Source organism: Azotobacter salinestris, from assembly GCF_009363155.1.
GTDB classification, from domain to species: Bacteria; Pseudomonadota; Gammaproteobacteria; order Pseudomonadales; family Pseudomonadaceae; genus Azotobacter; species Azotobacter salinestris.
Window position 1 is genome coordinate 1133636 of sequence record NZ_CP045302.1, and the last position, 21056, is coordinate 1154691.

At 67.6% G+C, this 21056-nt stretch carries 18 protein-coding genes; 4 read left to right on the plus strand and 14 right to left on the minus strand.

Annotated elements, in window-relative coordinates; all coding sequences use genetic code 11:
- Positions 1 to 6: 6 nt before the first annotated feature.
- The 8 genes from GCU53_RS05380 to bktB all read right to left on the minus strand — a co-directional run bounded on the left by GCU53_RS05380 (position 7) and on the right by bktB (position 12301).
- Positions 7 to 1503 (minus strand): succinate CoA transferase, encoded by a 1497-nt coding sequence (locus tag GCU53_RS05380; RefSeq protein WP_152386703.1) that lies wholly within the window; start codon positions 1501 to 1503, stop codon positions 7 to 9.
- Between the two features lie 346 nt (positions 1504 to 1849).
- Positions 1850 to 3346: an acetyl-CoA hydrolase/transferase family protein gene (locus tag GCU53_RS05385; RefSeq protein ID WP_152386704.1), complete on the minus strand. Its 1497-nt coding sequence runs from the start codon at positions 3344 to 3346 to the stop codon at positions 1850 to 1852.
- A gap of 103 nt (positions 3347 to 3449) precedes the next feature.
- A complete protein-coding gene (locus GCU53_RS05390; RefSeq protein WP_152386705.1) occupies positions 3450 to 5099 on the minus strand; it encodes an electron transfer flavoprotein-ubiquinone oxidoreductase in 1650 nt (549 codons plus the stop codon).
- A gap of 131 nt (positions 5100 to 5230) precedes the next feature.
- On the minus strand, positions 5231 to 6160 hold the full coding sequence (locus tag GCU53_RS05395) for an electron transfer flavoprotein subunit alpha/FixB family protein (protein ID WP_152386706.1): 930 nt from the start codon (positions 6158 to 6160) through the stop codon (positions 5231 to 5233).
- A complete protein-coding gene (locus GCU53_RS05400) occupies positions 6160 to 6909 on the minus strand; it encodes an electron transfer flavoprotein subunit beta/FixA family protein (protein WP_152386707.1) in 750 nt (249 codons plus the stop codon). The genes GCU53_RS05395 and GCU53_RS05400 overlap by 1 nt, the downstream gene beginning before the upstream one ends.
- 97 nt (positions 6910 to 7006) lie before the next feature.
- A complete protein-coding gene (locus GCU53_RS05405; RefSeq protein ID WP_152386708.1) occupies positions 7007 to 8785 on the minus strand; it encodes an acyl-CoA dehydrogenase family protein in 1779 nt (592 codons plus the stop codon).
- A gap of 50 nt (positions 8786 to 8835) precedes the next feature.
- Entirely contained in the window at positions 8836 to 10977 is a 2142-nt protein-coding gene (fadB, locus tag GCU53_RS05410) for a fatty acid oxidation complex subunit alpha FadB (RefSeq protein ID WP_152386709.1), read from the minus strand.
- A 130-nt stretch (positions 10978 to 11107) separates the two neighbouring features.
- On the minus strand, positions 11108 to 12301 hold the full coding sequence (gene bktB / locus GCU53_RS05415) for a beta-ketothiolase BktB (RefSeq protein ID WP_152386710.1): 1194 nt from the start codon (positions 12299 to 12301) through the stop codon (positions 11108 to 11110).
- A gap of 202 nt (positions 12302 to 12503) precedes the next feature.
- Here bktB and GCU53_RS05420 point away from each other — a divergent pair, with 202 nt between their 5' ends.
- Both GCU53_RS05420 and GCU53_RS05425 read left to right on the plus strand, forming a co-directional pair.
- A complete protein-coding gene (locus GCU53_RS05420) occupies positions 12504 to 13520 on the plus strand; it encodes an AraC family transcriptional regulator (RefSeq protein ID WP_152386711.1) in 1017 nt (338 codons plus the stop codon).
- A gap of 476 nt (positions 13521 to 13996) precedes the next feature.
- Entirely contained in the window at positions 13997 to 15226 is a 1230-nt protein-coding gene (locus GCU53_RS05425; RefSeq protein ID WP_152386712.1) for an MFS transporter, read from the plus strand.
- A gap of 61 nt (positions 15227 to 15287) precedes the next feature.
- Here GCU53_RS05425 and GCU53_RS05430 read toward each other — a convergent pair whose 3' ends face one another.
- Positions 15288 to 15758 (minus strand): SIMPL domain-containing protein, encoded by a 471-nt coding sequence (locus GCU53_RS05430; protein ID WP_152386713.1) that lies wholly within the window; start codon positions 15756 to 15758, stop codon positions 15288 to 15290.
- 123 nt (positions 15759 to 15881) lie between these two features.
- On the opposite strand from GCU53_RS05430, the gene GCU53_RS05435 reads away from it, so the two are divergent.
- Complete coding sequence (locus tag GCU53_RS05435; protein ID WP_152386714.1) at positions 15882 to 16259, plus strand: hypothetical protein; 378 nt, start codon at positions 15882 to 15884, stop codon at positions 16257 to 16259.
- A 39-nt stretch (positions 16260 to 16298) separates the two neighbouring features.
- Here GCU53_RS05435 and GCU53_RS05440 read toward each other — a convergent pair whose 3' ends face one another.
- The 4 genes from GCU53_RS05440 to GCU53_RS05455 form a co-directional block, all read right to left on the minus strand.
- The gene (locus tag GCU53_RS05440) at positions 16299 to 17027 is read right to left on the minus strand and encodes an SIMPL domain-containing protein (RefSeq protein ID WP_152386715.1); all 729 of its coding nucleotides are present in this window, start codon (positions 17025 to 17027) and stop codon (positions 16299 to 16301) included.
- Positions 17028 to 17407: 380 nt separating this feature from the next.
- Positions 17408 to 17530, minus strand: coding sequence for a hypothetical protein (locus GCU53_RS26490; protein WP_280115868.1), 123 nt, complete (start codon positions 17528 to 17530; stop codon positions 17408 to 17410).
- Complete coding sequence (locus GCU53_RS05450; protein ID WP_152386716.1) at positions 17527 to 18735, minus strand: MFS transporter; 1209 nt, start codon at positions 18733 to 18735, stop codon at positions 17527 to 17529. The genes GCU53_RS26490 and GCU53_RS05450 overlap by 4 nt, the downstream gene beginning before the upstream one ends.
- Positions 18736 to 18778: 43 nt before the next feature.
- Positions 18779 to 19192 (minus strand): MarR family winged helix-turn-helix transcriptional regulator, encoded by a 414-nt coding sequence (locus tag GCU53_RS05455; protein WP_208845446.1) that lies wholly within the window; start codon positions 19190 to 19192, stop codon positions 18779 to 18781.
- Between the two features lie 126 nt (positions 19193 to 19318).
- On the opposite strand from GCU53_RS05455, the gene GCU53_RS05460 reads away from it, so the two are divergent.
- On the plus strand, positions 19319 to 20299 hold the full coding sequence (locus GCU53_RS05460; RefSeq protein ID WP_152385958.1) for an IS5 family transposase: 981 nt from the start codon (positions 19319 to 19321) through the stop codon (positions 20297 to 20299).
- Positions 20300 to 20559: 260 nt separating this feature from the next.
- Here GCU53_RS05460 and tnpA read toward each other — a convergent pair whose 3' ends face one another.
- On the minus strand, positions 20560 to 20991 hold the full coding sequence (gene tnpA, locus GCU53_RS05465; RefSeq protein ID WP_152386717.1) for an IS200/IS605 family transposase: 432 nt from the start codon (positions 20989 to 20991) through the stop codon (positions 20560 to 20562).
- Positions 20992 to 21056 lie beyond the last annotated feature (65 nt).

Consider the following 21056-nt stretch of genomic DNA (forward strand, 5'->3'; position numbering starts at 1 on the left):
TTGGCTTCAGCCGGCGGCCAGCATGTGGCCGCGCCGCTCCTGGTTGATATGCCAGGACAGCGCCTCCTCCAGCACGTGCGGCGTCTGGCCGCCGCGGGCGCAGGCGCGCGCGAAGTAGTCCGCCAGGGCCGCGCGGTACTGCGGATGCACACAGTTGTCGATGATCGCCCGGGCCCGCTCGCGCGGTGCCAGGCCGCGCAGGTCGGCCAGCCCCTGCTCGGTGACCAGGATGTCGACGTCATGCTCGGTGTGGTCGACATGGCTGACCATCGGCACCACGCTGGAGATGGCCCCGTCCTTGGCGATGGACTTGGTGACGAAGATCGCCAGCTGGGCATTGCGGGCGAAGTCGCCGGAGCCGCCGATGCCGTTCATCATCCGCGTGCCGCCGACGTGGGTGGAGTTGACGTTGCCGTAGATGTCGAACTCCAGGGCGGTGTTGATGCCGATGATACCGAGGCGGCGGGCCACTTCCGGATGGTTGGAGATCTCCTGCGGGCGCAGCACCAGGCGCTCCTTGTAGCGCTCGAAGTCGTCGAACACCTGGGCGCCGCGGGCTGCGGAGAGAACGATCGAGCTGCCCGAGGCGAAGTCCAGCTTGCCGGCGTCGAACAGCTCGAAGGTGGAGTCCTGCAGCACCTCGGAATACATGCTGAGGTTCTCGAACGGCGAGTTGATCAGCCCCGCCATCACCGCATTGGCGATGGAGCCGACCCCCACCTGCAGCGGGCCCAGATTGTGCGGCAGGCGCCCGTTCTCCACCTCGTTGACGAAGAAGCCGATCAGGTGGTCGGCGATCGCCTGGGTTTCCACATCCGCCGGCAGCACGTTGGACGGCGAGTCGCTGTATTCGCTGATGACGATGGCGGCGATCTTCGCCGGATCGACCGGAATGGCCGTGCAACCGATGCGCTCGTCCACGCGCATCAGCGGAATCGGCGGGCGCTCCGGGCGCTCCGGCGGCACGTAGATGTCGTGCAGGCCTTCCAGGTTGGTGCCGTAGCGCAGGCTGATCTCGACGATCACCTTGTCGGCGAACAGCGCCAGGTTGGCCGAGTTGCCCACCGAGGCGGTCGGCACGATATGGCCTTCCTCGGTGATGGCCACGGCCTCGACCACGGTGACGTCCGGCCGCTTGAGCTGATGGCTGCGCATCTGCTCGACGGTTTCGGAGAGGTGCTGGTCGACGAACATGACCTTGCCGTCGTTGATCGCCTTGCGCAGGGCCGGGTCGGCCTGGAACGGCATGCGCCGGGCCAGCAGGCCGGATTCGGCCATCAGCTTGTCGAGGCCGTTGCCGATGCTGGCGCCGGTGATCAGGCTGATGCGCAGGGGCTCATGGCTGGCGCGCTCGACCAGCGCGAAGGGCACGGCCTTGGCGTCGCCGGCGCAGGCGAAGCCGCTCATGCCGACAGTCATGCCATCTTGGATCAGGGAAGCGGCTTCGGCTGCGCTCACGACCTTGTCGAGCAGGGAAGCCAAGCGGATACGCTCGGAGTGCATGGGGAACCTCAGGATTGTAATTATTAGTAAGAGGAGTGCGGAGTACTGCCACCGTCCCGGGGGCTTATACAAACTTTCGCCTGCCCTCCCCACTAGACCAAAGCATGAAGGCCCGGCCGACCAGTCAGGAACGCGCCTGCCCGCCCGGTCGCCCACGCCAGGCTGCGGAAGGCGACGGCGCTGTCATGCATCTTGCAAAGCGGACTGGCGCAACGGCATGGGGCGGGAGATAAAAAAGGCCGGACCGGGAAAACTCCCGATCCGGCCGAGGCACCGGTACCGGCCATGGCTTGGAGGGGTCCACGGGCCGCAGCCGGATCGGTGGTGCGAGGAAGGCCTTGCCCGCTCAGCCGGCCTTCAGCATGTGGCCGCGCTCCTCCAGGTTGAGGTGCCAGGACAGCGCCTCGCCCAACAGGTGCGGGGTCTGCCCGCCGCGCGCGCAGGCGCGCGCGAAGTAGTCCTCCAGGGCCGCGCGATACTGCGGATGCACGCACTTGTCGATGATCGCCCGCGCCCGCTCGCGCGGCGCCAGGCCGCGCAGGTCGGCCAGCCCCTGCTCGGTGACCAGGATGTCGACGTCGTGCTCGGTATGGTCGACGTGGCCGACCATCGGCACCACGCTGGAGATGGCCCCGTCCTTGGCGATCGACTTGGTGACGAAGATCGCCAGACGCGCGTTGCGGGTGAAGTCGCCGGAGCCGCCGATGCCGTTCATCATCCGCGTGCCGCCGACGTGGGTGGAGTTGACATTGCCGTAGAGATCGAACTCCAGCGCGGTGTTGATGCCGACGATGCCGAGGCGGCGAGCCACTTCAGGATGGTTGGAGATTTCCTGCGGGCGCAGCACCAGGCGGTCGCGGTACTTGCCCAGATCGGCGAAAACGCGCCGGCCGCAGTCTTCCGACAGGGTGATCGAGCAGCCGGAGGCGAAGCCGAGCCGGCCGGCGTCGAACAGCGCGAAGGCCGAATCCTGCAGTACCTCGGAATACAGCGTCAGATCGCTGAACGACGACTCGATCAGGCCGTGCATCACCGCGTTGGCGATGGAGCCGACGCCGACCTGCAGGGGCCCCAGGTTGCGCGGCAGGCGCCCGCTCGCCACTTCCCGTTCGAAGAAGCCGATCAGGTGGTTGGCGATGGCCTGGGTCTCGTCGTCCGGCGGCAGCATCGGGTAGGCCGTCTCGGGGGTATCGCAGATGACGATGGCGGCGATTTTCGCCGGATCGATCTCGATGGCCGGCGTACCGATGCGCTCGTCGACCCGAACCAGGGGAATCGGCTGGCGATCCGGGCGATCTTCCGGGATGTGGATGTCGTGCAGCCCTTCCAGCAGCGGATTGCAGCCGAGGTTGAGCTCGACGATCACCTGCCTGGCCATCAGGGCCAGGCTGGCCGAATTGCCCACCGAGGAGGTCGGCACGATATGCCCTTGCTCGGTAATGGCCACCGCCTCGATCACGGCGATATCCGGTGTCGGGATGTGACCGTCGCGTATCTGCTCGACGACCTCCGACAGATGCTGGTCAATGAACATGACGTCGCCGGCGTTGATGGCCCGGCGCAGGGCGGGGTCACCCTGGAAGGGCATGCGCCGGGCGAGCAGTCCGGCGTCGGCCATCAGGCCGTCCAGCCCCCTGCCGAGACTGGCGCCGGTGATCAGGTTGATCCTGAGGGGCGCGCCTCCTGCCCGCTCGACCAGCGCCAGGGGAATGGCCTTGGCGTCGCCCGCCCCGCCGAAGCCGCTCATGCCGACGGTCATGCCGTCCTCGATCAGGGCCGCCGCCTCGGCCGCGCTCATGATTCGGTCGTGCAGGGAAGTCAGGCGAATACGCTCGGAATACATGGGAAACCTCGGAGGATTGTAGTTATTCGAAGGAGGATATCGGCCGTACCGGATCCGCCCCGGACGGCCTTGTGGAAACGATCATGCAAGCCGGTGACGCGTCCTACATGTTCGGGTAATTGGGTCCGCCGCCTCCCTCGGGCGTCACCCAGACGATGTTCTGCGACGGATCCTTGATGTCGCAGGTCTTGCAGTGCAGACAGTTCTGCGCGTTGATCTGCAGGCGTGGCTCGCCCTGCTCCGCCCCCAGCACCTCGTACACCCCGGCCGGGCAGTAGCGCTGCGCCGGCTCGGCGTAGCGCGGCAGGTTCTCGCGCAGCGGCAGCGCGCCGTCCTTGAGAACCAGGTGGCAGGGCTGGTTCTCTTCGTGATTGGTGTTGGAGAGGAACACCGAGGCGGGCTTGTCGAAGCTCAGCACGCCGTCCGGCTTCGGATAGACGATGGGCGCGCAGTCCGCCGCCGGGCGCAGCCGGGCATGGTCGGCCTCGCGGTCGTGCAGGGTGATCGGCAGCCGGCCGGCGAAGACATTCTGCTCGACGAAGTTGAAGGCTCCGCCGGCCAGCGGCCCGAGCCGGTGCAGCGCCGGGCCGAAGTTGCGCGAGCGGTACAGCTCCTCGTGCAGCCAGGAGGCCTCGAAGGCGGCCTTCCAGCGCGGCGCCCAGGCGCTGTCGGCCAATTCCTCGGCCAGAGCGGCGAATACCGTCTCGGCGGCGAGCATGCCCGACTTCATCGCCGTGTGGCTGCCCTTGATCTTGGACACGTTCAGGGTACCGGCGTCGCAGCCGAGCAAGAGGCCACCGGGGAAAGCCATCTCCGGCAGGGCGTTGAAGCCGCCCTTGGCGATGGCCCGCGCACCGTAGGCCACCCGCTTGCCGCCTTCCAGGTACTGCTTCAGCACGGGGTGGTGCTTGAGGCGCTGGAACTCGTCGAAGGGGCCGAGCCAGGGATTGGCGTAGTTCAGGTCGACGATCAGGCCGACCACGACCTGATGGTTCTCCGCGTGGTAGAGGAAGAAGCCGCCGCCGGTGTCCTTGTCCAGCGGCCAGCCGGCGCCGTGGATCACCAGTCCGGGCCGGTGACGGGCCGGGTCGATGTCCCACAGCTCCTTGATGCCGAGGCCGTAGTGCTGCGGGTCGGCATTGCGGGCCAGGTCGAAGCGCGCGGCGAGCTGCTTGCCCAGATGCCCGCGGCAGCCCTCGGCGAACAGGGTGTAGCGGGCGTGCAGCTCCATGCCCGGCATGAAGCCGTCCTTGGGCGAGCCGTCGGCGGCCACGCCCATGTCGCCGGTGGCCACGCCCCTGACCCGACCGTTCTCGTCGTAGAGCACCTGTGCGGCGGCGAACCCCGGGAACACCTGCACGCCCAGGGCCTCGGCCTGCTCGCCCAGCCAGCGCACCAGGTTGCCGAGGCTGACGATGTGGTTGCCGGCGTTGTGCAGGCTTTTCGGCAGCAGCGCATCGGGTAGCTTCACGGCCTGCTCGGCGTTCTTCAGCAGGTAGACCTCGTCCGCGCTCACCGGCGTGTGCAGCGGGGCGCCAAGTGCCTTCCAGTCGGGGAACAGCTCGTCGAGGGCGCGGGACTCGAACACCGCGCCGGAGAGGATGTGCGCCCCGACTTCGGAGCCCTTCTCCACCACGCAGACCTCCAGCGGCCGGTTCTGCCCGGCGGCCAGCTGCATCAGCCGGCAGGCGGCGGACAGGCCCGCCGGACCGGCGCCGACGATGACCACATCGAATTCCATGGCTTCGCGCATGACGCGTTCCTCCACATCAAAGGCCAAAAGGCTTGTTGTTGTCGTAGGGTGGGAAACGGCCGCAGGCCTTTCCCACCGGGCAGGCACGGTGGAAAACCGCTGCGCGGGTTTTCCACCCTACCCGGGCCGGTTCAGAGGGCCTTTTCCAGCTCGGGCACCGCCTCGAACAGATCCGCTACCAGGCCGTAGTCGGCGACCTGGAAGATCGGCGCCTCGGGGTCCTTGTTGATGGCGACGATCACCTTGGAATCCTTCATCCCCGCCAGGTGCTGGATGGCCCCGGAGATGCCGACGGCGATGTACAGCTCGGGCGCGACGATCTTGCCGGTCTGCCCCACCTGCATGTCGTTGGCGACGAAGCCGGCGTCCACCGCCGCGCGCGAGGCGCCCACCGCCGCGCCCAGCCTGTCGGCGAGCCTTTCCAGCAGGGCGAAGTTCTCGCCGCTGCCCAGCCCGCGGCCGCCCGACACCACGATGCGCGCGCTGCCCAGTTCCGGGCGGTCGGACTTGGCCAACTCCTCGCCGACGAAGCGCGAGGTGCCGGCGTCGTGCACGGCACTGAGGCTCTCGACGACGGCGCTGCCGCCCTCGGCCGGCAGCGGGTCGAAGGCGCTGGCGCGCACCGTGACGACGATCACCGGGTCCAGCGACTGCACGGTGGCGATGGCGTTGCCGGCATAGATCGGCCGGCGGAAGGTGTTCGGCGAGACGACGCCGACGATGTCGGAAAGCTGGGCCACGTCCAGCAGCGCGGCGACCCGCGGCATCAGGTTCTTGCCGGCCGAGCCGGCCGGCGCGAGCAGGTGCGAATAGGTCTTGCCCAGCCCGGCGACCAGGCGGGCGAGGTTTTCCGCCAGCTGGTGCTCGTAGACGGCGGCATCGGCGACCAGCACCTTGCTCACCCCGGGGATGGCGGCAGCCTGGGCGGCGACGGCTGCGCAGGAGCGGCCGGCGACCAGCAGATGCACCTCGCCGCCCAGCAGCGCCGCGGCGCCCAGGGTGTTCAGGGTGGCGCCCTTGAGGGTGCGGTTGTCGTGTTCGGCAATGACAAGAATGGCCATCAGATCACCTTCGCTTCGCTCTTCAGTTTTTCCACCAGCTCGCTCACGCTGCCGACCTTGATGCCGCCCTGGCGCTCGGCCGGCGCCTCAACCTTGAGCAGGCGGGTATGGGCCTTCAGCGCCACGCCGAGTTCGGCGGGGGTCTTGACCTCCAGCGGTTTCTTCTTGGCCTTCATGATGTTCGGCAAGGAGGCGTAGCGCGGCTCGTTCAGGCGCAGGTCGGTGGTGACGATGGCCGGCAGGGCCAGCTCCAGGGTTTGCAGGCCGCCGTCGATCTCGCGGATGACCTGAAGATGGCCGCCCTCCAGGGCGAGCGCCGAGGCGAAGGTGGCCTGCGGCCAGTCCAGCAGCGCGGCGAGCATCTGCCCGGTCTGGTTGTTGTCGGCGTCGATGGACTGCTTGCCGAGGATCACCAGGTCGGGCTGCTCCGCCGCGACCACGGCGGCGAGCAGCTTGGCCACCACCAGGGATTCGGGCGGCTCGGCGGTGTCGACCTGGATGCCGCGGTCGGCGCCCAGGGCCAGGGCGGTGCGGATCTGCTCCTGGCAGGCCGCCGGGCCTACCGAGACGGCGATGATCTCGCTGGCGAGGCCGGCCTCCTTGAGGCGCACGGCCGCTTCCACGGCGATTTCGCAGAAAGGGTTCATGGCCATCTTGACGTTGGCCAGATCGACGTCGCTCTGGTCGGCCTTCACCCGCACCTTGACGTTGTAGTCGATCACCCGTTTGACGGTTACCAGTATTTTCATTGCGCAAGTCCCCGCTGGGGCGGCCTTCGGGGCCGCCCTCTCTCTTGTTGTCGCGTTCAGCAGCGCCCGGACGGGACGCCGTTCCCGTGGCGCGGAATCAGAACTGCTCGTCGGCCAGCGCCATGATGCTGGCGCTGCCGGCGCGGATCGCCGCCAGCAGGGCCTGGGTGCGCGGTAGCAACTGCTCGGCGTAGAAGCGCGCGGTGACCAGCTTGCTCTCGAGGAACGCGCGGTCGCCGTCGCCGGCCTCCAGCAGCGCCTGGGCGCGCAGCGCCGAACGGGCCATCAGCCAGCCGCCGCACAGGTAGCCGAACAGCATCAGGAAGTTCACGCTGACGCTGCCGGCCAGCGCCGTATCGGCATCGGCGCCTTCCAGCAGCAGGCGGCGCGCCTCGCGGCCGGCGGCGAGGGCCTCGCCGAGCGCCCGGGCCTGGGCGGCGAAGGGACCGGCGCTCTCCAGCCGGGCGACGGTTTCGCCGATCTCGTCGAGCAGGCCGCCGAGCAGTTCGCCCTTGTTCGAGAGGGTCTTGCGCCCCACCAGGTCAAGCGCCTGGATGCCGGTGGTGCCCTCGTAGATGGTCAGGATGCGCGCATCGCGGTAGTGACGGGCGGCGCCGGTCTCCTCGATGAAGCCCATGCCGCCGTGGATCTGCACGCCGAGGGAGGTCACCTCCTGGGCCAGCTCGGTCAGCCAGCCCTTGACGATCGGCGTCAGCAGGTCCACGCGCCCCTGGTGGCGCGCTGCGGCGTCCGCATCGGGCGCATGGGCGGTGCGGTCGACCTCGGCGGCGGCGACCAGCGCCAGGGCGCGCATCGCCTCGATGGAGGCCTTCATCTGCAGCAGCATGCGGCGCACGTCGGGGAACTCGATGATCGGGAAGCGGCTGCCGTCCTTGCGGGTGCCCTGCAGACGCTCCCTGGCGTACTGGCGGGCCTGCTGGTAGGCGCGCTCGGAGATCGACAGGCCCTGCAGGCCGACGCTCTGGCGGGCGTGGTTCATCATGGTGAACATGCAGGCCAGGCCCTTGTGCGGTTCGCCGACCAGGTAGCCGACGGCGCCTTCCTTCTCGCCGAAACTCATCACGCAGGTCGGGCTGCCGTGGATGCCCAGCTTGTGCTCCAGGGAGACGCACTGGGCGTCGTTGCGCGCGCCCGGCCTGCCCTGCGCATCGAGCAGGAACTTGGGCACGACGAACAGCGAGATGCCCTTGACCCCGGCGGGGGCGTCCGGCAGCCGCGCCAGCACCAGGTGGACGACGTTGTCGGTCATCTGGTGGTCGCCCCAGGTGATGAAGATCTTCTGCCCGCTGATCAGGTAGTGGTCGCCGTTGGGCACGGCCCTGGCCTTGATCGCCGCCAGGTCCGAACCGGCGTCCGGCTCGGTGAGGTTCATGGTGCCGGTCCACTCGCCGCTGACCAGCTTGGGCAGCCAGGCGGCCTGCAGCTCGGCCGAGCCGTGGTGGGCGAGGGCCTCGATGGCGCCCTGGGTGAGCATCGGGCAGAGGGCGAAGGCCATGTTCGCCGAGTGCCAGATCTCGTTGACGGCGGTGCCCACCACGTTCGGCAGGTTCTGCCCGCCCCAGGCCTCGGCGGCGGTCAGCGACGGCCAGCCGCTCTCCTGGAACTGCCGGTAGGCACCGGCGAAGCCCGGGGTCTCCTCGACGCCCCGCTCGCCCAGGCGTGCGCCCTGGGTGTCGCCGACGGCATTCAGGGGCGCCAGCACCTCGGAGCCGAGCCGGCCGGCCTCGGCCAGGATGGCGGAAACCAGCTCGCCGTTGACGTCGTTCAGGCCGGCCCCGGTGCAGAAGCGCTCCAGCTCGACCAGCTCGCCCAGTACGAATTCCGTGTCGCGGTAGGGATGGACATAGTCACTCATTGATTCTTTCCTCTTTATTGTTCGGTGAGCGCCGCCTTCGGCACACAGGCTCAGAAGTAGCTCCGCCCCGCCTCGAGACGGGCGCGGAAATCCTCGGTCAGGCGGTAGAGGCCGCCATGCCGGGCATGGGCCTCGGCCTTGCGGGCGAAGACCGCCAGGCCCTGGGTGTCGATGTAGCGCAGGGCGCCGCCGCGAAAGCGCGGGAAGCCGATGCCGAGCAGCAGCCCCATGTCGATTTCCTCGGGCGTCTCGACGATGCCGTCCTCCAGGCAGCGCGCCGCCTCCAGGCACAAGGGGATCATCAGCCGGTCGACGATCTCCTCGTCGGAGACCTCGACCCGCTCCAGCACCCGCTCGGAGATCAACGCGCGGGCGGCCGCCGCCGGCTGCCGGCTGCGCCGGCCGGAAGCATCCTGGGTGTACTCGTAGAAGCCCTTGCCGTTCTTCTGGCCGAGCGCGCCGCTGGCCAGCAGCGTATCCATGATCGGCTCGCCGTCGTGGCCCATGCGCTCGGGAAAACCTTCCTGCAGCACGTGGTCGGCGTGGACCATGGTGTCGATGCCGATCACATCGGCCAGGTAGGCCGGCCCCATCGGCCAGCCGAAGGCTTCCATGACCCGGTCGATCCGCTCGAAGTCGACGCCGTCCCTGAGCAGGCGGTTGAAGCCGTTGAAATAGGGGAAGAGCACGCGGTTGACCAGAAAGCCCGGGCAGTCGCCGACCACGATGGGGGTCTTGCCCATGGCGCTGGCGTAGGCCACGGTGCGGGCGATGGTCGCCTCGCTGCTGCGGCTGCCGCGGATCACCTCGACCAGTTGCATCAGCTGCACCGGGTTGAAGAAGTGCATGCCGCAGAAGGATTCCGGCCGCTTGAGGCCCTGCGCCAGCAGGTCGATGGAGATGGTCGAGGTGTTGGAGGTCAGCACCGCGTCCGCCGGCACCTGGTCCTCCACCTCGGCCAGAACGGCAGCCTTGATCCTGGGATTCTCGACCACGGCCTCGACCACCAGATCGACCCCGGCGAAGTCCTCATAATCCAGCGCCGGCTGGATGTTCTCCAGCACCCGCTGCTTGCCGGCCGCATCCAGCCGGCCCTTGTCGATCTGCCGGTCGAGCAGTTGGTTGGCGGTTTTCAGGCCCAGCTCGAGCGCCTCGCCGCGGATGTCCTTCATGACGATGGGAACGCCCGAGGAAGCCGACTGGAAGGCCACGCCACCGCCCATGATGCCGGCGCCGAGCACGGCGCTGCGGCGCACCGGCGCGGCCTTGCCGCTCCAGGCCCTGGCTTTCTTCCTGACCAGTTGATCGCCGAGGAACAGGCCGATCAGGGCGCGGGCGACGTCGGACTTGGCCAGGACCGCGAAGGTGCATGCCTCGATCTCCAGCGCCTCGTCCAGCGGCAGCGTGGCGTGCCGGACGAGCGCATTGAGGATCGCCGCCGGCGCCGGATAGTGACGGTCGAGCTTGCCGCCCAGCTGCTGCTGAAGAGCGGCCAGCCGCCCGCGCGTCTCCGTAGTGTCGGCCAGGGGCTGCTGCTTGCGGACGCGGTGGGCGGCGAACGGCAGCTCGCCGCTGGCGGCCAGGCGCAGCAGGTTCAGCGCGGAATCGCGCAGTTCCCCGGCGGCGACCACCCGGTCGACAGCGCCCAGCTCCAGCGCCCTGGCCGCGGCCTGCGGCTTGCCGGCGAGCATCCAGTCGAGCGCCGCCTCGGCGCCGATCAGCCGGCTCAGGCGCACGGTGCCGCCCCAGCCCGGGCAGAGGCCCAGGCTCACTTCCGGCAGACCGATCCGGGCGTCCGCCGCCAGGACCCGGAAGTCGGCGGCCAGCGCCAGCTCGCAGCCGCCGCCCAGCGCCAGGCCGTTCACCGCGGCCACGGTCGGGAACGGCAGGGCTTCCAGGGCGCCGAACAGCAGCTGTCCCTGGCCAATCCACTCCACCACCTCGCGCTCGCTGCGGGCGAAGGCCGCGGTGAATTCGGTGATGTCGGCGCCGACCACGAACGCCGGCTTGGCGCTGGCGATCAGCAGGCCCTCGATCTCGTGGCCGTGGCGCTCGAGCAGCCGGACGACCTCGGCCAGCTCGCCCAGGGTCAGGCTGTCCAGCTTGTTGACCGAGGAGCCCTGCAGGTCGAGGGTCAGCTCGACCAGTCCCGCCTCCAGAGCCTTGAGGCGCATCGCCTTGCCGTTGTACATGCCGTGAACTCCTTGTTGTTCTCGATCGGCCACGCAGGCCGCACGCATCCGGACCGTCGCCGCGCGGAGCAACAGTCGGGTCGAAAAAGTCGGAAAGTGGGCGCGGCCACGCCGGACCGCGCCCGGCCGGTCAGTCGCGCTGCAGCAGCACCGCGATGCCCTGGCCGCCGCCGATGCACAGGCTGACGATGGCGTAGCGGCCCTGGAGGCGGGCCAGCTCGTAGACCGCCTTCACCGTGACGATGGCACCGGTGGCGCCGATCGGATGGCCCAGGGAGATGCCGCTGCCGTTGGGGTTGAGGCGCTCGCCCGGCAGCTCCAGCTGCTGGGCGACGGCCAGTGCCTGGGCGGCGAAGGCCTCGTTGACCTCGAAGACGTCGATGTCGCCGACGCCCAGGCCGTTGCGCTCGAGCAGCTGGCGGATGGCCGGAACCGGGCCGATGCCCATGATGCTGGGGTCGACGCCGACCACCGCGTAATCGACCAATCGGGCCAGTACCTGGCGGCCCTCGGCTTCGGCCTTGGCGCGCGCCATCAGCACCAGGGCGGCGGCGCCGTCGTTGAGTCCGGAGGCGTTGCCGGCGGTGACCGTGCCGCCCTCCTTCTTGAAGACCGGCTTCAGCGACTTGAGGTCGTCGAGGGTGCAGTCGTGGCGGATGTGCTCGTCGGTGTCGAACAGGGTCGTGCCCTTGCGGCTCTTCAGCTCGATGGGCAGGATCTGCTCCTTGAAATGCCCCTGCTCGACCGCACGCTGGGCGCGGTTGTGGCTCTCGACGGCCAGCGCATCCTGCTGCTCGCGGGTGATGCCGTACTTCTCGGCGACATTTTCCGCGGTCACGCCCATGTGGTAGCGGTTGATGGGGCAGGTCAGGGCGCCGACCATGGGATCGACGATCACCCCGTCGCCCATCCGCTGGCCGAAGCGCGTCGTGGGCAGGTGGTAGGGCGCGAGGCTCATCGACTCGGCGCCGCCGGCCACCGCCGTGTCGCAGAGGCCGAGCTGGATCTGCTGGGCCGCGCCGATCACCGCCTGCAGGCCGCTGCCGCACAGGCGGTTGACGGTCAGCGCCGGAGTCTGCTCGGACAGGCCGCCCTTGAGCGCCGCCACCCGGCTCAGATACATGTCCAGCGGTTCGGTATGGATGACGTTGCCGAACACGCAGTGGCCGACGCTGGCCGCCTCGATCCCTGCCCGGCGCACGGCCTCGGCGACCATCAGGCCGGCCAGTTCGCTGGGACGGTGGCTCTTGAGGCTGCCGCCGAAATCGCCGATGGCCGTGCGTACCCCGCTGACGATGACCACTTCTTGTACTTGTGCGCGCATGGATGGTTTTCCTTGGAGAGTGCCGGGAGCGGACCGCCTTCCGACGAATCGGACGGGAGTCCGCGAATGGCCGTTAGCTTCCATCCATGGGCGGGGCGCCGGCAATAACGAAACCAGCCTCAAAATTGACATTAACGGACAGCGGTAATCCGGCCGTTTCGATAGACTTCCGCTGCTGGGATACACCTCTTCAGGACAGGCCATGAGCGTCGAGCGCTACTCCATCTCCATGCATTTCCCGCGGGTGCTGATGAATGCCGCGCGCCGGCGCGGCCTCGACGAGGACGTGCTGCTCGCCGAGGCCGGCATCAGCCGCCGGCTGCTCGACAACCCCCACCTGCGCATCACCCCCGACCAGTTCAGTCGGCTGATGCGCGGGGTCTGGCGCCTGGGCGACGACGAGTTCCTCGGCATGGGCGCGCAGCGCTGCCGGCAGGGCATCTTCGCGCTGATGGCCAAGCAGGTGGTCCGCTCGCGCAGCCTGCACTCTGTCTATTACAAGCTCGGCCACTTCTACAATCTGGTGAACGACTCGCTGCGCCTGGAGCTGAAGGTCGAGGGCGACGAGGCCGTCTTCTCGATGGTGCTGGCCGATCCGTCCCAGGACCCGGACTACCTGCTGCGGGAGTTTCTGCTGCTGCTCTGGCACCGCTTTCCCAGCTGGCTGATCGGCCAGCGGATTCCGCTGAAGTACGTCGCCTTCGACCACGCCGCCCCCGAGCACCTGGCCGAGTACCGGCTGATGTTCCCCTGCCCGGCGAAGTTCGAGCAGCCGACCACCTGCCTGGTGTTCGAGGCGCGCATGCTCGAAGCCCCGGTGGTGCAGACTCCCGAAGCCCTGGCCAACCACCTGCGGCGGGCGCCGATCGACTGGTTCACCCGGCCGGCCTATTACCCCGTGTATACCCGGCGGGTACGCGATCACCTGGAAAGATCCGGCGACCTGGCCGGCGCGACCATCCAGAGCACCGCCGCCGCCCTGCTCCTGACCGAGCGCACCCTGCGCCGCCGGCTCAGCGCCGAGGGCAGCAGCTTCCAGGGCATCAAGGACGGCATGCGCCGGGACATGGCCATCCACTACCTGACCCAGCCCTCCATGCCGATCAGCCAGGTCGCCCGGCAGTTGGGCTTCTCCGAGCCGTCCGCGTTCACCCGGGCGTTCAAGCAGTGGACGGGCGAGCTGCCGAAGACCTATCGGGATGCGGCCCGGAAAATGTAACTTTTCATGTCAAATATCTTCTGCGGGCATCCGCCCTGCCGGTACGGGACAGCAGCGTCATGGGCAGGAATGCATATAAATTATTTATTTCAAAATAAATTAAATGGGATTTTCATTCCGAAGCCATGGAGTGCCCCGACGGCAGGACTACCTGATTCGAGGGCTCCGAAAGGGCAGCCCCCTCGTTGCAGTCCGTGTTCGCGAACCCCGCCGTGCTCTTCCGGATGCCCGCTCGAAAGCCGCCAAAGGCACGGCTGGCACCGCCTGCAGCGTCCGGCGGGGATGCCGGCGGCGCTCCTTCCCGGGCCGATGACCGCAGCCTGGAAAAGCCCTGCTCCGGCCGAAACCGGCCATCTCTCTGAAACCGCGTCCTTGAGCGGCTACAGCAGTTTTCTCGGAGCACCGATGGGGGAATAATGAAGACGCTTTCTTCCCTCCCTTGCCTTGCGTTCCAACCTATTCATCTCGAGGTTCACATGACCGAGCACGCTCCAGCGGGCACGCCGCCGCTTTCCGCTCGCGCTGTTTTATTGATCGAACTGGCCCTGGCGATGGGCGGTTTCGGCATCGGCACCGGCGAATTCGCCATCATGGGCCTGATGCCGAACGTGGCCCAAGACCTGAACGTCAGCGAGCCCCAGGTCGGGCACGTGATCAGTGCCTACGCCCTCGGCGTGGTGGTCGGCGCGCCGCTGCTGGCCATCCTCGGCGCCCGCCTGCCGCGACGCATCCTGCTGATGCTGCTGATGCTGTTCTTCGCCGCCGGCAACTTCGCCAGCGCCCTGGCGACGGATTATCACGCCCTGATGCTTAATCGTTTCATCGCCGGCCTGCCACACGGCGCCTACTTCGGCGTCGCCTCGCTGGTGGCCGCCTCCATGGTTGCGCCGGACAAGCGCGCCAACGCGGTCAGCCGGGTGATGCTGGGCCTGACCGTCGCCATCCTGATCGGCAATCCGCTGGCCACCTGGCTCGGCCAGTGGCTGAGCTGGCACAGCGCCTTCGCCCTGGTCGGCGCCATCGCCCTGCTCACCGTGGCCTTGGTGTTCATCTACCTGCCGGCGAGCCGCCAGGAGGAAACCAGCAATCCGATCCGCGAGCTCCGCGCCTTCAACCAGCCCCAGGTGTGGCTGGCACTGGCCATCAGCTCGGTCGGTTTCGCCGGCATGTTCTGCGTGTTCAGCTACCTGGCGCCGACCCTGCTGGAAGTGACCGGGGTGCACGAAAACTGGATTCCGTTCGGCCTGGCGGCCTTCGGCCTTGGCACCATCGTCGGCAACATGGCCGGCGGCTGGCTGTTCGACCGGCTGAAATTCAGGTCCGTCGCCCTGGTGCTGCTGTGGAGCACCGCCGTGCTGCTGCTCTTCCCGCTGTCGGTTCACTCGATCTGGACCATCCTGCCGGCGATCTTCGCCGTGGGCACCATGGTCGCCCTGTCGCCGCCGCTGCAGACGCACCTGATGGACGTGGCCGCCGAGGCGCAGACCCTGGCAGCCGCCTCCAACCACGCCGCCTTCAACATCGCCAACGCCCTAGGCCCCTGGCTCGGCGGCCTGGCGATCAGCGCCGGCCTCGGCTGGACCGTCACCGGCTACGTCGGCGCGGTCACCGCAGTCCTCGGCCTGCTGATCTTCCTCCAGGCCTGGAAGCTGCAGACTGCCCCGGCGGAAACAGCGCCGGCCGGGCGGGCCGTGACGGAGAACTGATCCGCCATCCGTGCCCGGGCGGCCGAGGCTCGCCCGGGCATCGGTCGATGGCGCAGGCCCGCTACTCGACTTCGAACTGGATGCCCGCCTCGACCAGCGGATCGATCTGCCTGGCCACCCGCGCCACCGCATCGACCCGCGTCGTCTTCACCAGTACCCGTCCGTGGCCGTTGAAACGCAGCCCCGCATCCTTCGACGCCGATTCGCCGGTCGGCCGGTCCTGAACCTGCAACGGATGGACCTCGATTTCGTCAGCCGTGAAGCCTTTCTCGCGCAGGAAGACCACGATCCGGTCGCGATCCAGGTTCAGATTCCGCTGCACTTCGTCGAACCTGTCGCTAGCGCGCTGAAAGGCCAGCGTCCAGACCGCAACCTCGTTCTTCACCTCCAGTTCGGTGAGCCCCTCCACCGCCAGCGCACGGTTTCCCGTGTGAAGGTGCTCCACTCCCTGCCCCACCGCCCAGCCGGAAAAGACCAGGGCACTACCGATGATCAGGGCAGGAATCCATCCAGTACGCATCGTGCTGTCCATGGCTATCCTCCCGGAACCCCCCGAACAGGCTAGCCCATGCCAGGGCGGCCAGCGGAGCGCTTGTCGCCGGCTTTGGCGCTGGATTATGGTGCCGCCTCCATCTCCCTCAGGCGGCAGCTTCCCATGTCCATGCCATCCCCCCGGCTCGGCCGCTATGCCCTCGGCGGCATCATCGCGAGCATCCTGCTCAACCTGCTGCTGCGCACCTTCGTCAAGGTCGGCGGCCTGTTCGCCACCCTGCTGATCGCCGGCCTGATCGCCGCCGGCATGGCCCTGGTCTTCGCCTGGTGGAACCGCCGGGCGCCCTGGCCCGAAGAGCGCCGGGGCATCGTCCTGCGCTACGGCCTGGGCCTCGGCGTGCTCTACCTCGGCCTGCTGGGCATGATGGAACAGCAGTACGAACACGGTCCGGTCGGGCTGCTGCTGTTCGGCCTGCACTACGCCTGCTATCCGGCACTGGCCTGGGTGGCGCTGGGGCGGCGCTTCGGGGGCAAGGCGTGATGGCGGCACCCCGTGTCGCCGCCCCCGCCGGCTTCCGCCCTACTCCAGCGCGTACTCGAAGGTACTGACCACCCGCAGGCGCTTGCCGATGGTGCGGCCGCTGTCCTCCTCGCCGCCGTCGCTGTCGAGCACGCGGATCACCCCCTGGTTGGCATTCTTCAGCCGACCGAGGGTCGCCCCGGCATCCGCGGCGAACTTCTCCGCCTGCGCCCGGGCATTGAGGGTGGCCTCCTCCAGCAGCTTCGGCTTCACTTCGTTGAAGCCGCGCAGCTGATAGCGCAGGCCGGGCTGGCCCTGCTGCTCGGACTCGAGCTGGACACCTGCCTGGATCAGGGGATCGACCCGGTTGACCGTTTGTGCCACCACGTCGACCCGCGGCGACTTAACCAGCACCACGCCCTGGCCGTTGAAGCGCAACCCCACCTCCCGCGGCGACCATTCGCGGGCCAGCAGGTCCTGGACCTGCAACGGACGGACCTCGATTTCCCCGGCCTCGAAGCCCTGCTCGCGGAGAAAGGCCAGAATCTGCTCGCGGTCCTCGCTCAGCAGCCGCTGCACGCCGCCGAACTCGTCGCCGCCGCGCCGAAAGGACAGCGTCCAGATCGCAAAATCGCTCTTCACATCCAGCTCGGCCAGCCCCTTCACCGTCACCGTGCGGTCGCCCATGCGAAAGCGCTCCACGCCCCGCCCCACCGCCCAGCCGGCGAAGGCCAGGGCCAGGCCGACGATCAGGGCGGGAAGCCATCCAATACGTACTGTGTTTTCCATCGCCATCCTCCCGGAAACCCCCGAACAGGCTAGCCCATGCCTCGTCAGCCGCCAGCCACGTTCCATGGCCACTACCGAGGCTTGCCGCAGGCTTTGGTGGCTGGATCATGGTGCAGCCACGTCCCCCCCACCTCCTCCTGTCCATCCCGGCCCCCGGCCCGGCCACTACACCGTCGGCGACATCATCGCGATCTGTAGCCTCCCCGTGCCCCCTGCAGGGCAGCCGCTGCTCCTCGCCGATACGGCGTGACCGGAAACCGCTGAGGTTGTGCCTCAACGGCTCCGGCTTGCCCTTCTGAGGGTTATCGACAATCCAGCAGAGTCCGCGGACCGCGAACCGAACAGTGGCCCGGCCGCAACCGCGACACCAGAACACCGGCTCAGCAAACGCCCATCCCCAGCTGCAGCAGGGCCAGGCCACCCTGCCGCCAGCCCCACCAGGCGAGCGCCAGCAGCAGGCCGAGCAGCGCGACGACTCCCAGGCGCATCAGCCAGCCGCTCATGCCGCCCCGGCCGTGCGCAGGCGCGCCACCGGCTGCTCGCGCACCGGCCAGTTGAGCAATGCAGCCATCAGGCTGAGAGCGATGGAGATCTGCCAGACCAGCTCGTAGCTGCCCGTGCGGTCGTAAAGCCAGCCGCCCAGCCAGCCGCCGAGAAAGGCGCCGAGCTGATGGAAGAGGAACACGATGCCGCCGAGCATCGACAGGTTGCGCACGCCGAACAGGGTCGCCACCGTGCCGTTGGTCAAAGGCACCGTGGACAGCCACAACAGGCCCATGGCCATGCCGAAGGCGTAGGCGCTCCACTCGCTGAGTGGCAGATAGACGAAGGCGGCGATCACCACGGCGCGCAGCAGGTAGAGCGCGCTCAGCAAGGGCGGCTTGGGATGGCGTCCACCAAGCCAGCCGGCGAGATAGGTGCCGAACACGTTGAACAGCCCGACCAGCGCCAGTACCGTGGTGCCGACCTGGGCCGGCAGCTGCTGGTCGACCAGATAGGCCGGCAGGTGCACGCCGATGAACACCACTTGGAAGCCGCAGACGAAGAAACCCAGCGCCAGCAGCCAGAAGCCGGCGTGACCGGCCGCCTCGCGCAGCGCCTCGCCCAGGCTCTGCTCGTCGGCCTGCGGCGGCTGCGGGCGATCCCTCAGCAGCCCCACCAGCGGCACGATCAGGGCGACCAGGAGGCCCAGTGCCAGCAGCGCCGACGACCAGCCGAGCCAGCCGATCAGCCCGAGGGTGCCGGGCAGCATGGCGAACTGGCCGAAGGAGCCGGCGGCCGCGGCGATGCCCATCGCCATGCTGCGTTTCTCCATCGGCACTGCCCGGCCGACCACGCCGAGAATCACCGAGAAGGAGGTGCCGGACAGGCCGATGCCGATCAACAGGCCCGCGCTCAGCGACAGGCTCCAGAGCGAGTCGGCCAGGGCCATCAGCGCCAGTCCCAGCGCATAGAGCACGCCACCGACGATCACCGTCCGCGCCGCGCCATAACGGTCGGCCAGCGCGCCGGTGAAGGGCTGCGTCAGCCCCCAGATCAGGTTCTGCAGGGCGATGGCGAAGGCGAACACCTCCCGCCCCCAGCCGAATTCGGCGCTCATCGGCGCCAGGAACAGGCCGAAGCCGTGGCGGATGCCCAGCGACAGCGCGAGGATCAGCGAGGCCCCCAGCAGGACCCAGCCACTCGTGCGCCATACCGTCGAAGTCATGAGAAATCCTTTACGGGTATATACCCGTTTATCCGCGAAAAAATCAGCCGAGACTTTCCAGCTCGTCCAGCAGCGCCAACAGCGTCGCCCGTTTTTCCGGGCCGAGACGCTGCCCCAGCTGCTCCTGCACCCGGACCCAGGCCGCCTTCGCCTCGTCGAGGCAGGTCCTGCCCGCCGCCGTCAGGCATACCAGGCGGCTGCGCTGATCCTCGCCGCCCCCCAGCGCCAGCAGCCCCTTGCCCTCCAGCACCCGCAGATTGCGCCCGAGCGTGCTGCGATCCAGGCCCAGCGCCTCGGCCAGCTCCGTGATGCTCGGCCGCCCCAGCCGCTCGAGGTGGCGCAGCAGCGCATACTGCGCGGCATTCAGCCCGACACCGGCAAGGGCATCGTCGTACAGCCGGTTCACGCTGCGCGTGGCCCGGCGGAGCTTGGTGCAGAGGCAGGGGGTGGGAAGCATGAGGGGTGGGCATATACTCGGGATTGCTCGGCAGTCAACTATAAGCTTCCTCTAGCTTTAAGGAAATCCTGAAAAAGACTTCCCGATTCTGGTGAAATACACCCGCTCCCTTGTCCGAGTTTCCCGATGAAGCAACTGTCCTTCGCCGATGCCGAGTATGCCGGCAAGCGCAAGCAGACCCGCCGCGAGCGCTTCCTGCTCGAGATGGACCAGGTGGTGCCGTGGCAGGGGCTGATCGCCCTGATCGAGCCCTACTATCCCAAGGGCGAAGGCGGTCGGCCCGCCTACCCGCTGGCAGCCATGCTGCGCGTGCACCTGATGCAGAACTGGTTCGGCTACAGCGATCCGGCGATGGAGGAAGCGCTGTACGAAACCACTCTCCTGCGCCAGTTCGCCGGCCTGAGCCTGGAGCGCATCCCGGACGAAACGACCCTCCTCAACTTCCGTCGCCTGCTGGAGAAGCACGAACTGGCCGGGGGAATACTGGAGGTGATCAACGGCTATCTGGGCGAGCGCGGACTGTCGCTGCGCCAGGGCACCATTGTCGACGCCACCCTGATCCATGCGCCGAGCTCGACGAAGAACAAGGACGGCAAGCGCGACCCGGAAATGCACTCGACGAAGAAGGGCAACCAGTACTACTTCGGCGCAAAAGCTCACATTGGTGCCGACGCTGAGTCGGGTCTGGTGCACAGCGTGGTGGTCACGGCAGCCAACGTGGCAGATGTCACCCAAGTCGACCAACTGCTGCATGGCGAGGAAAACGTAGTGAGTGCCGATGCGGGCTATACCGGCGTAGAGAAGCGCCCCGAGCATGAAGGTCGGCAGGTCATCTGGCAGGTCGCGGCCCGGCGCAGTACCTACAAGAAGCATGGCAAGCGTAGCGCCTTATACAAAGCGATCCGCAAGATCGAGAAGGCCAAGGCCCAGGTACGAGCCAAGGTCGAACATCCGTTCCGCGTGATCAAGCGCCAGTTTGGCTACACCAAGGTGCGCTTCCGGGGATTGGCCAAAAACACGTCACAGTTGGTGACGCTGTTCGCCTTGTCGAATCTGTGGATGGCGCGCCGATATTTACTGGCGAATGCAGGAGAGGTGCGCCTGTAATGCGGGAAACGGTTGCTGCGACGTGCTCGCGGCAGCTAAAAAACGCAGAAACGAGCGGGTGATCTGATCGTTTTTGATCGATTCTCCGCTTTCAAAGTCGGCGGGGGGCTGAAGTCAGCCAGAAATACATGACTACTTCAGACCATCCTTAAGGCTGCATACAGCCCTGCGACAGTAAGTATCCCCCGGCAAAGCCGGGGGCTTTATTCTGTTAGCCCCTCAAAGGGGCAAGTAGTTGGGCCGCCTGAAGGCGGCTATCGCTACAGGCCAAATTTGAGCTGGTCGTACTGCTCGTCTTCCTTTTCCTGGCTCCGGATGTATGCACGTACCACCTCCTCGTCCAGCCCCACGGTTGAAACGAAATATCCCCGAGCCCAGAAATTCTCACCCGTGAAGTTCTTCGTCTTTCCCATAAAACGCCGAGCTATCGAAATCGCACTCTTGCCCTTGATGTAGCCCACCACATACGACACCGAGTGCTTGGGCGGGATGCTGATGCACATGTGGACATGGTCAGGCATCAAATGGCTCTCCACTATCCGGCACTCCCTCTGCCTCGCCAACTCATGCAACAGTTCGCCAAGGTGCTTGCGAATTGCCCCGAAGATCGCCTTTTTGCGCCTCTTCGGGATGAAAACAACGTGGTACTTACAGTCCCACTTCGTGTGCGCGAGACTCTGATAGTCTCTCATCGGGTACCTCCTATCTCTTGGTCGAGACAGAAGGCTCCCGATGACCGTATCACACGGTCAAACCT

Coding starts and splice junctions, on each gene's coding strand:
- GCU53_RS05440 (WP_152386715.1), bottom strand. CDS start 17,027: ATGGAAAACACAGTACGTATTGGATGGCTTCCCGCCCTGATCGTCGGC.
- tnpA (WP_152386717.1), bottom strand. CDS start 20,991: ATGAGAGACTATCAGAGTCTCGCGCACACGAAGTGGGACTGTAAGTAC.
- GCU53_RS05380 (WP_152386703.1), bottom strand. CDS start 1,503: ATGCACTCCGAGCGTATCCGCTTGGCTTCCCTGCTCGACAAGGTCGTG.
- fadB (WP_152386709.1), bottom strand. CDS start 10,977: ATGTACAACGGCAAGGCGATGCGCCTCAAGGCTCTGGAGGCGGGACTG.
- bktB (WP_152386710.1), bottom strand. CDS start 12,301: ATGCGCGCACAAGTACAAGAAGTGGTCATCGTCAGCGGGGTACGCACG.
- GCU53_RS05435 (WP_152386714.1), top strand. CDS start 15,882: ATGTCCATGCCATCCCCCCGGCTCGGCCGCTATGCCCTCGGCGGCATC.
- GCU53_RS05420 (WP_152386711.1), top strand. CDS start 12,504: ATGAGCGTCGAGCGCTACTCCATCTCCATGCATTTCCCGCGGGTGCTG.
- GCU53_RS05425 (WP_152386712.1), top strand. CDS start 13,997: ATGACCGAGCACGCTCCAGCGGGCACGCCGCCGCTTTCCGCTCGCGCT.
- GCU53_RS05405 (WP_152386708.1), bottom strand. CDS start 8,785: ATGAGTGACTATGTCCATCCCTACCGCGACACGGAATTCGTACTGGGC.
- GCU53_RS05430 (WP_152386713.1), bottom strand. CDS start 15,758: ATGGACAGCACGATGCGTACTGGATGGATTCCTGCCCTGATCATCGGT.
- GCU53_RS26490 (WP_280115868.1), bottom strand. CDS start 17,530: ATGAGCGGCTGGCTGATGCGCCTGGGAGTCGTCGCGCTGCTCGGCCTG.
- GCU53_RS05395 (WP_152386706.1), bottom strand. CDS start 6,160: ATGGCCATTCTTGTCATTGCCGAACACGACAACCGCACCCTCAAGGGC.
- GCU53_RS05390 (WP_152386705.1), bottom strand. CDS start 5,099: ATGCGCGAAGCCATGGAATTCGATGTGGTCATCGTCGGCGCCGGTCCG.
- GCU53_RS05455 (WP_208845446.1), bottom strand. CDS start 19,192: ATGCTTCCCACCCCCTGCCTCTGCACCAAGCTCCGCCGGGCCACGCGC.
- GCU53_RS05450 (WP_152386716.1), bottom strand. CDS start 18,735: ATGACTTCGACGGTATGGCGCACGAGTGGCTGGGTCCTGCTGGGGGCC.
- GCU53_RS05400 (WP_152386707.1), bottom strand. CDS start 6,909: ATGAAAATACTGGTAACCGTCAAACGGGTGATCGACTACAACGTCAAG.
- GCU53_RS05460 (WP_152385958.1), top strand. CDS start 19,319: ATGAAGCAACTGTCCTTCGCCGATGCCGAGTATGCCGGCAAGCGCAAG.
- GCU53_RS05385 (WP_152386704.1), bottom strand. CDS start 3,346: ATGTATTCCGAGCGTATTCGCCTGACTTCCCTGCACGACCGAATCATG.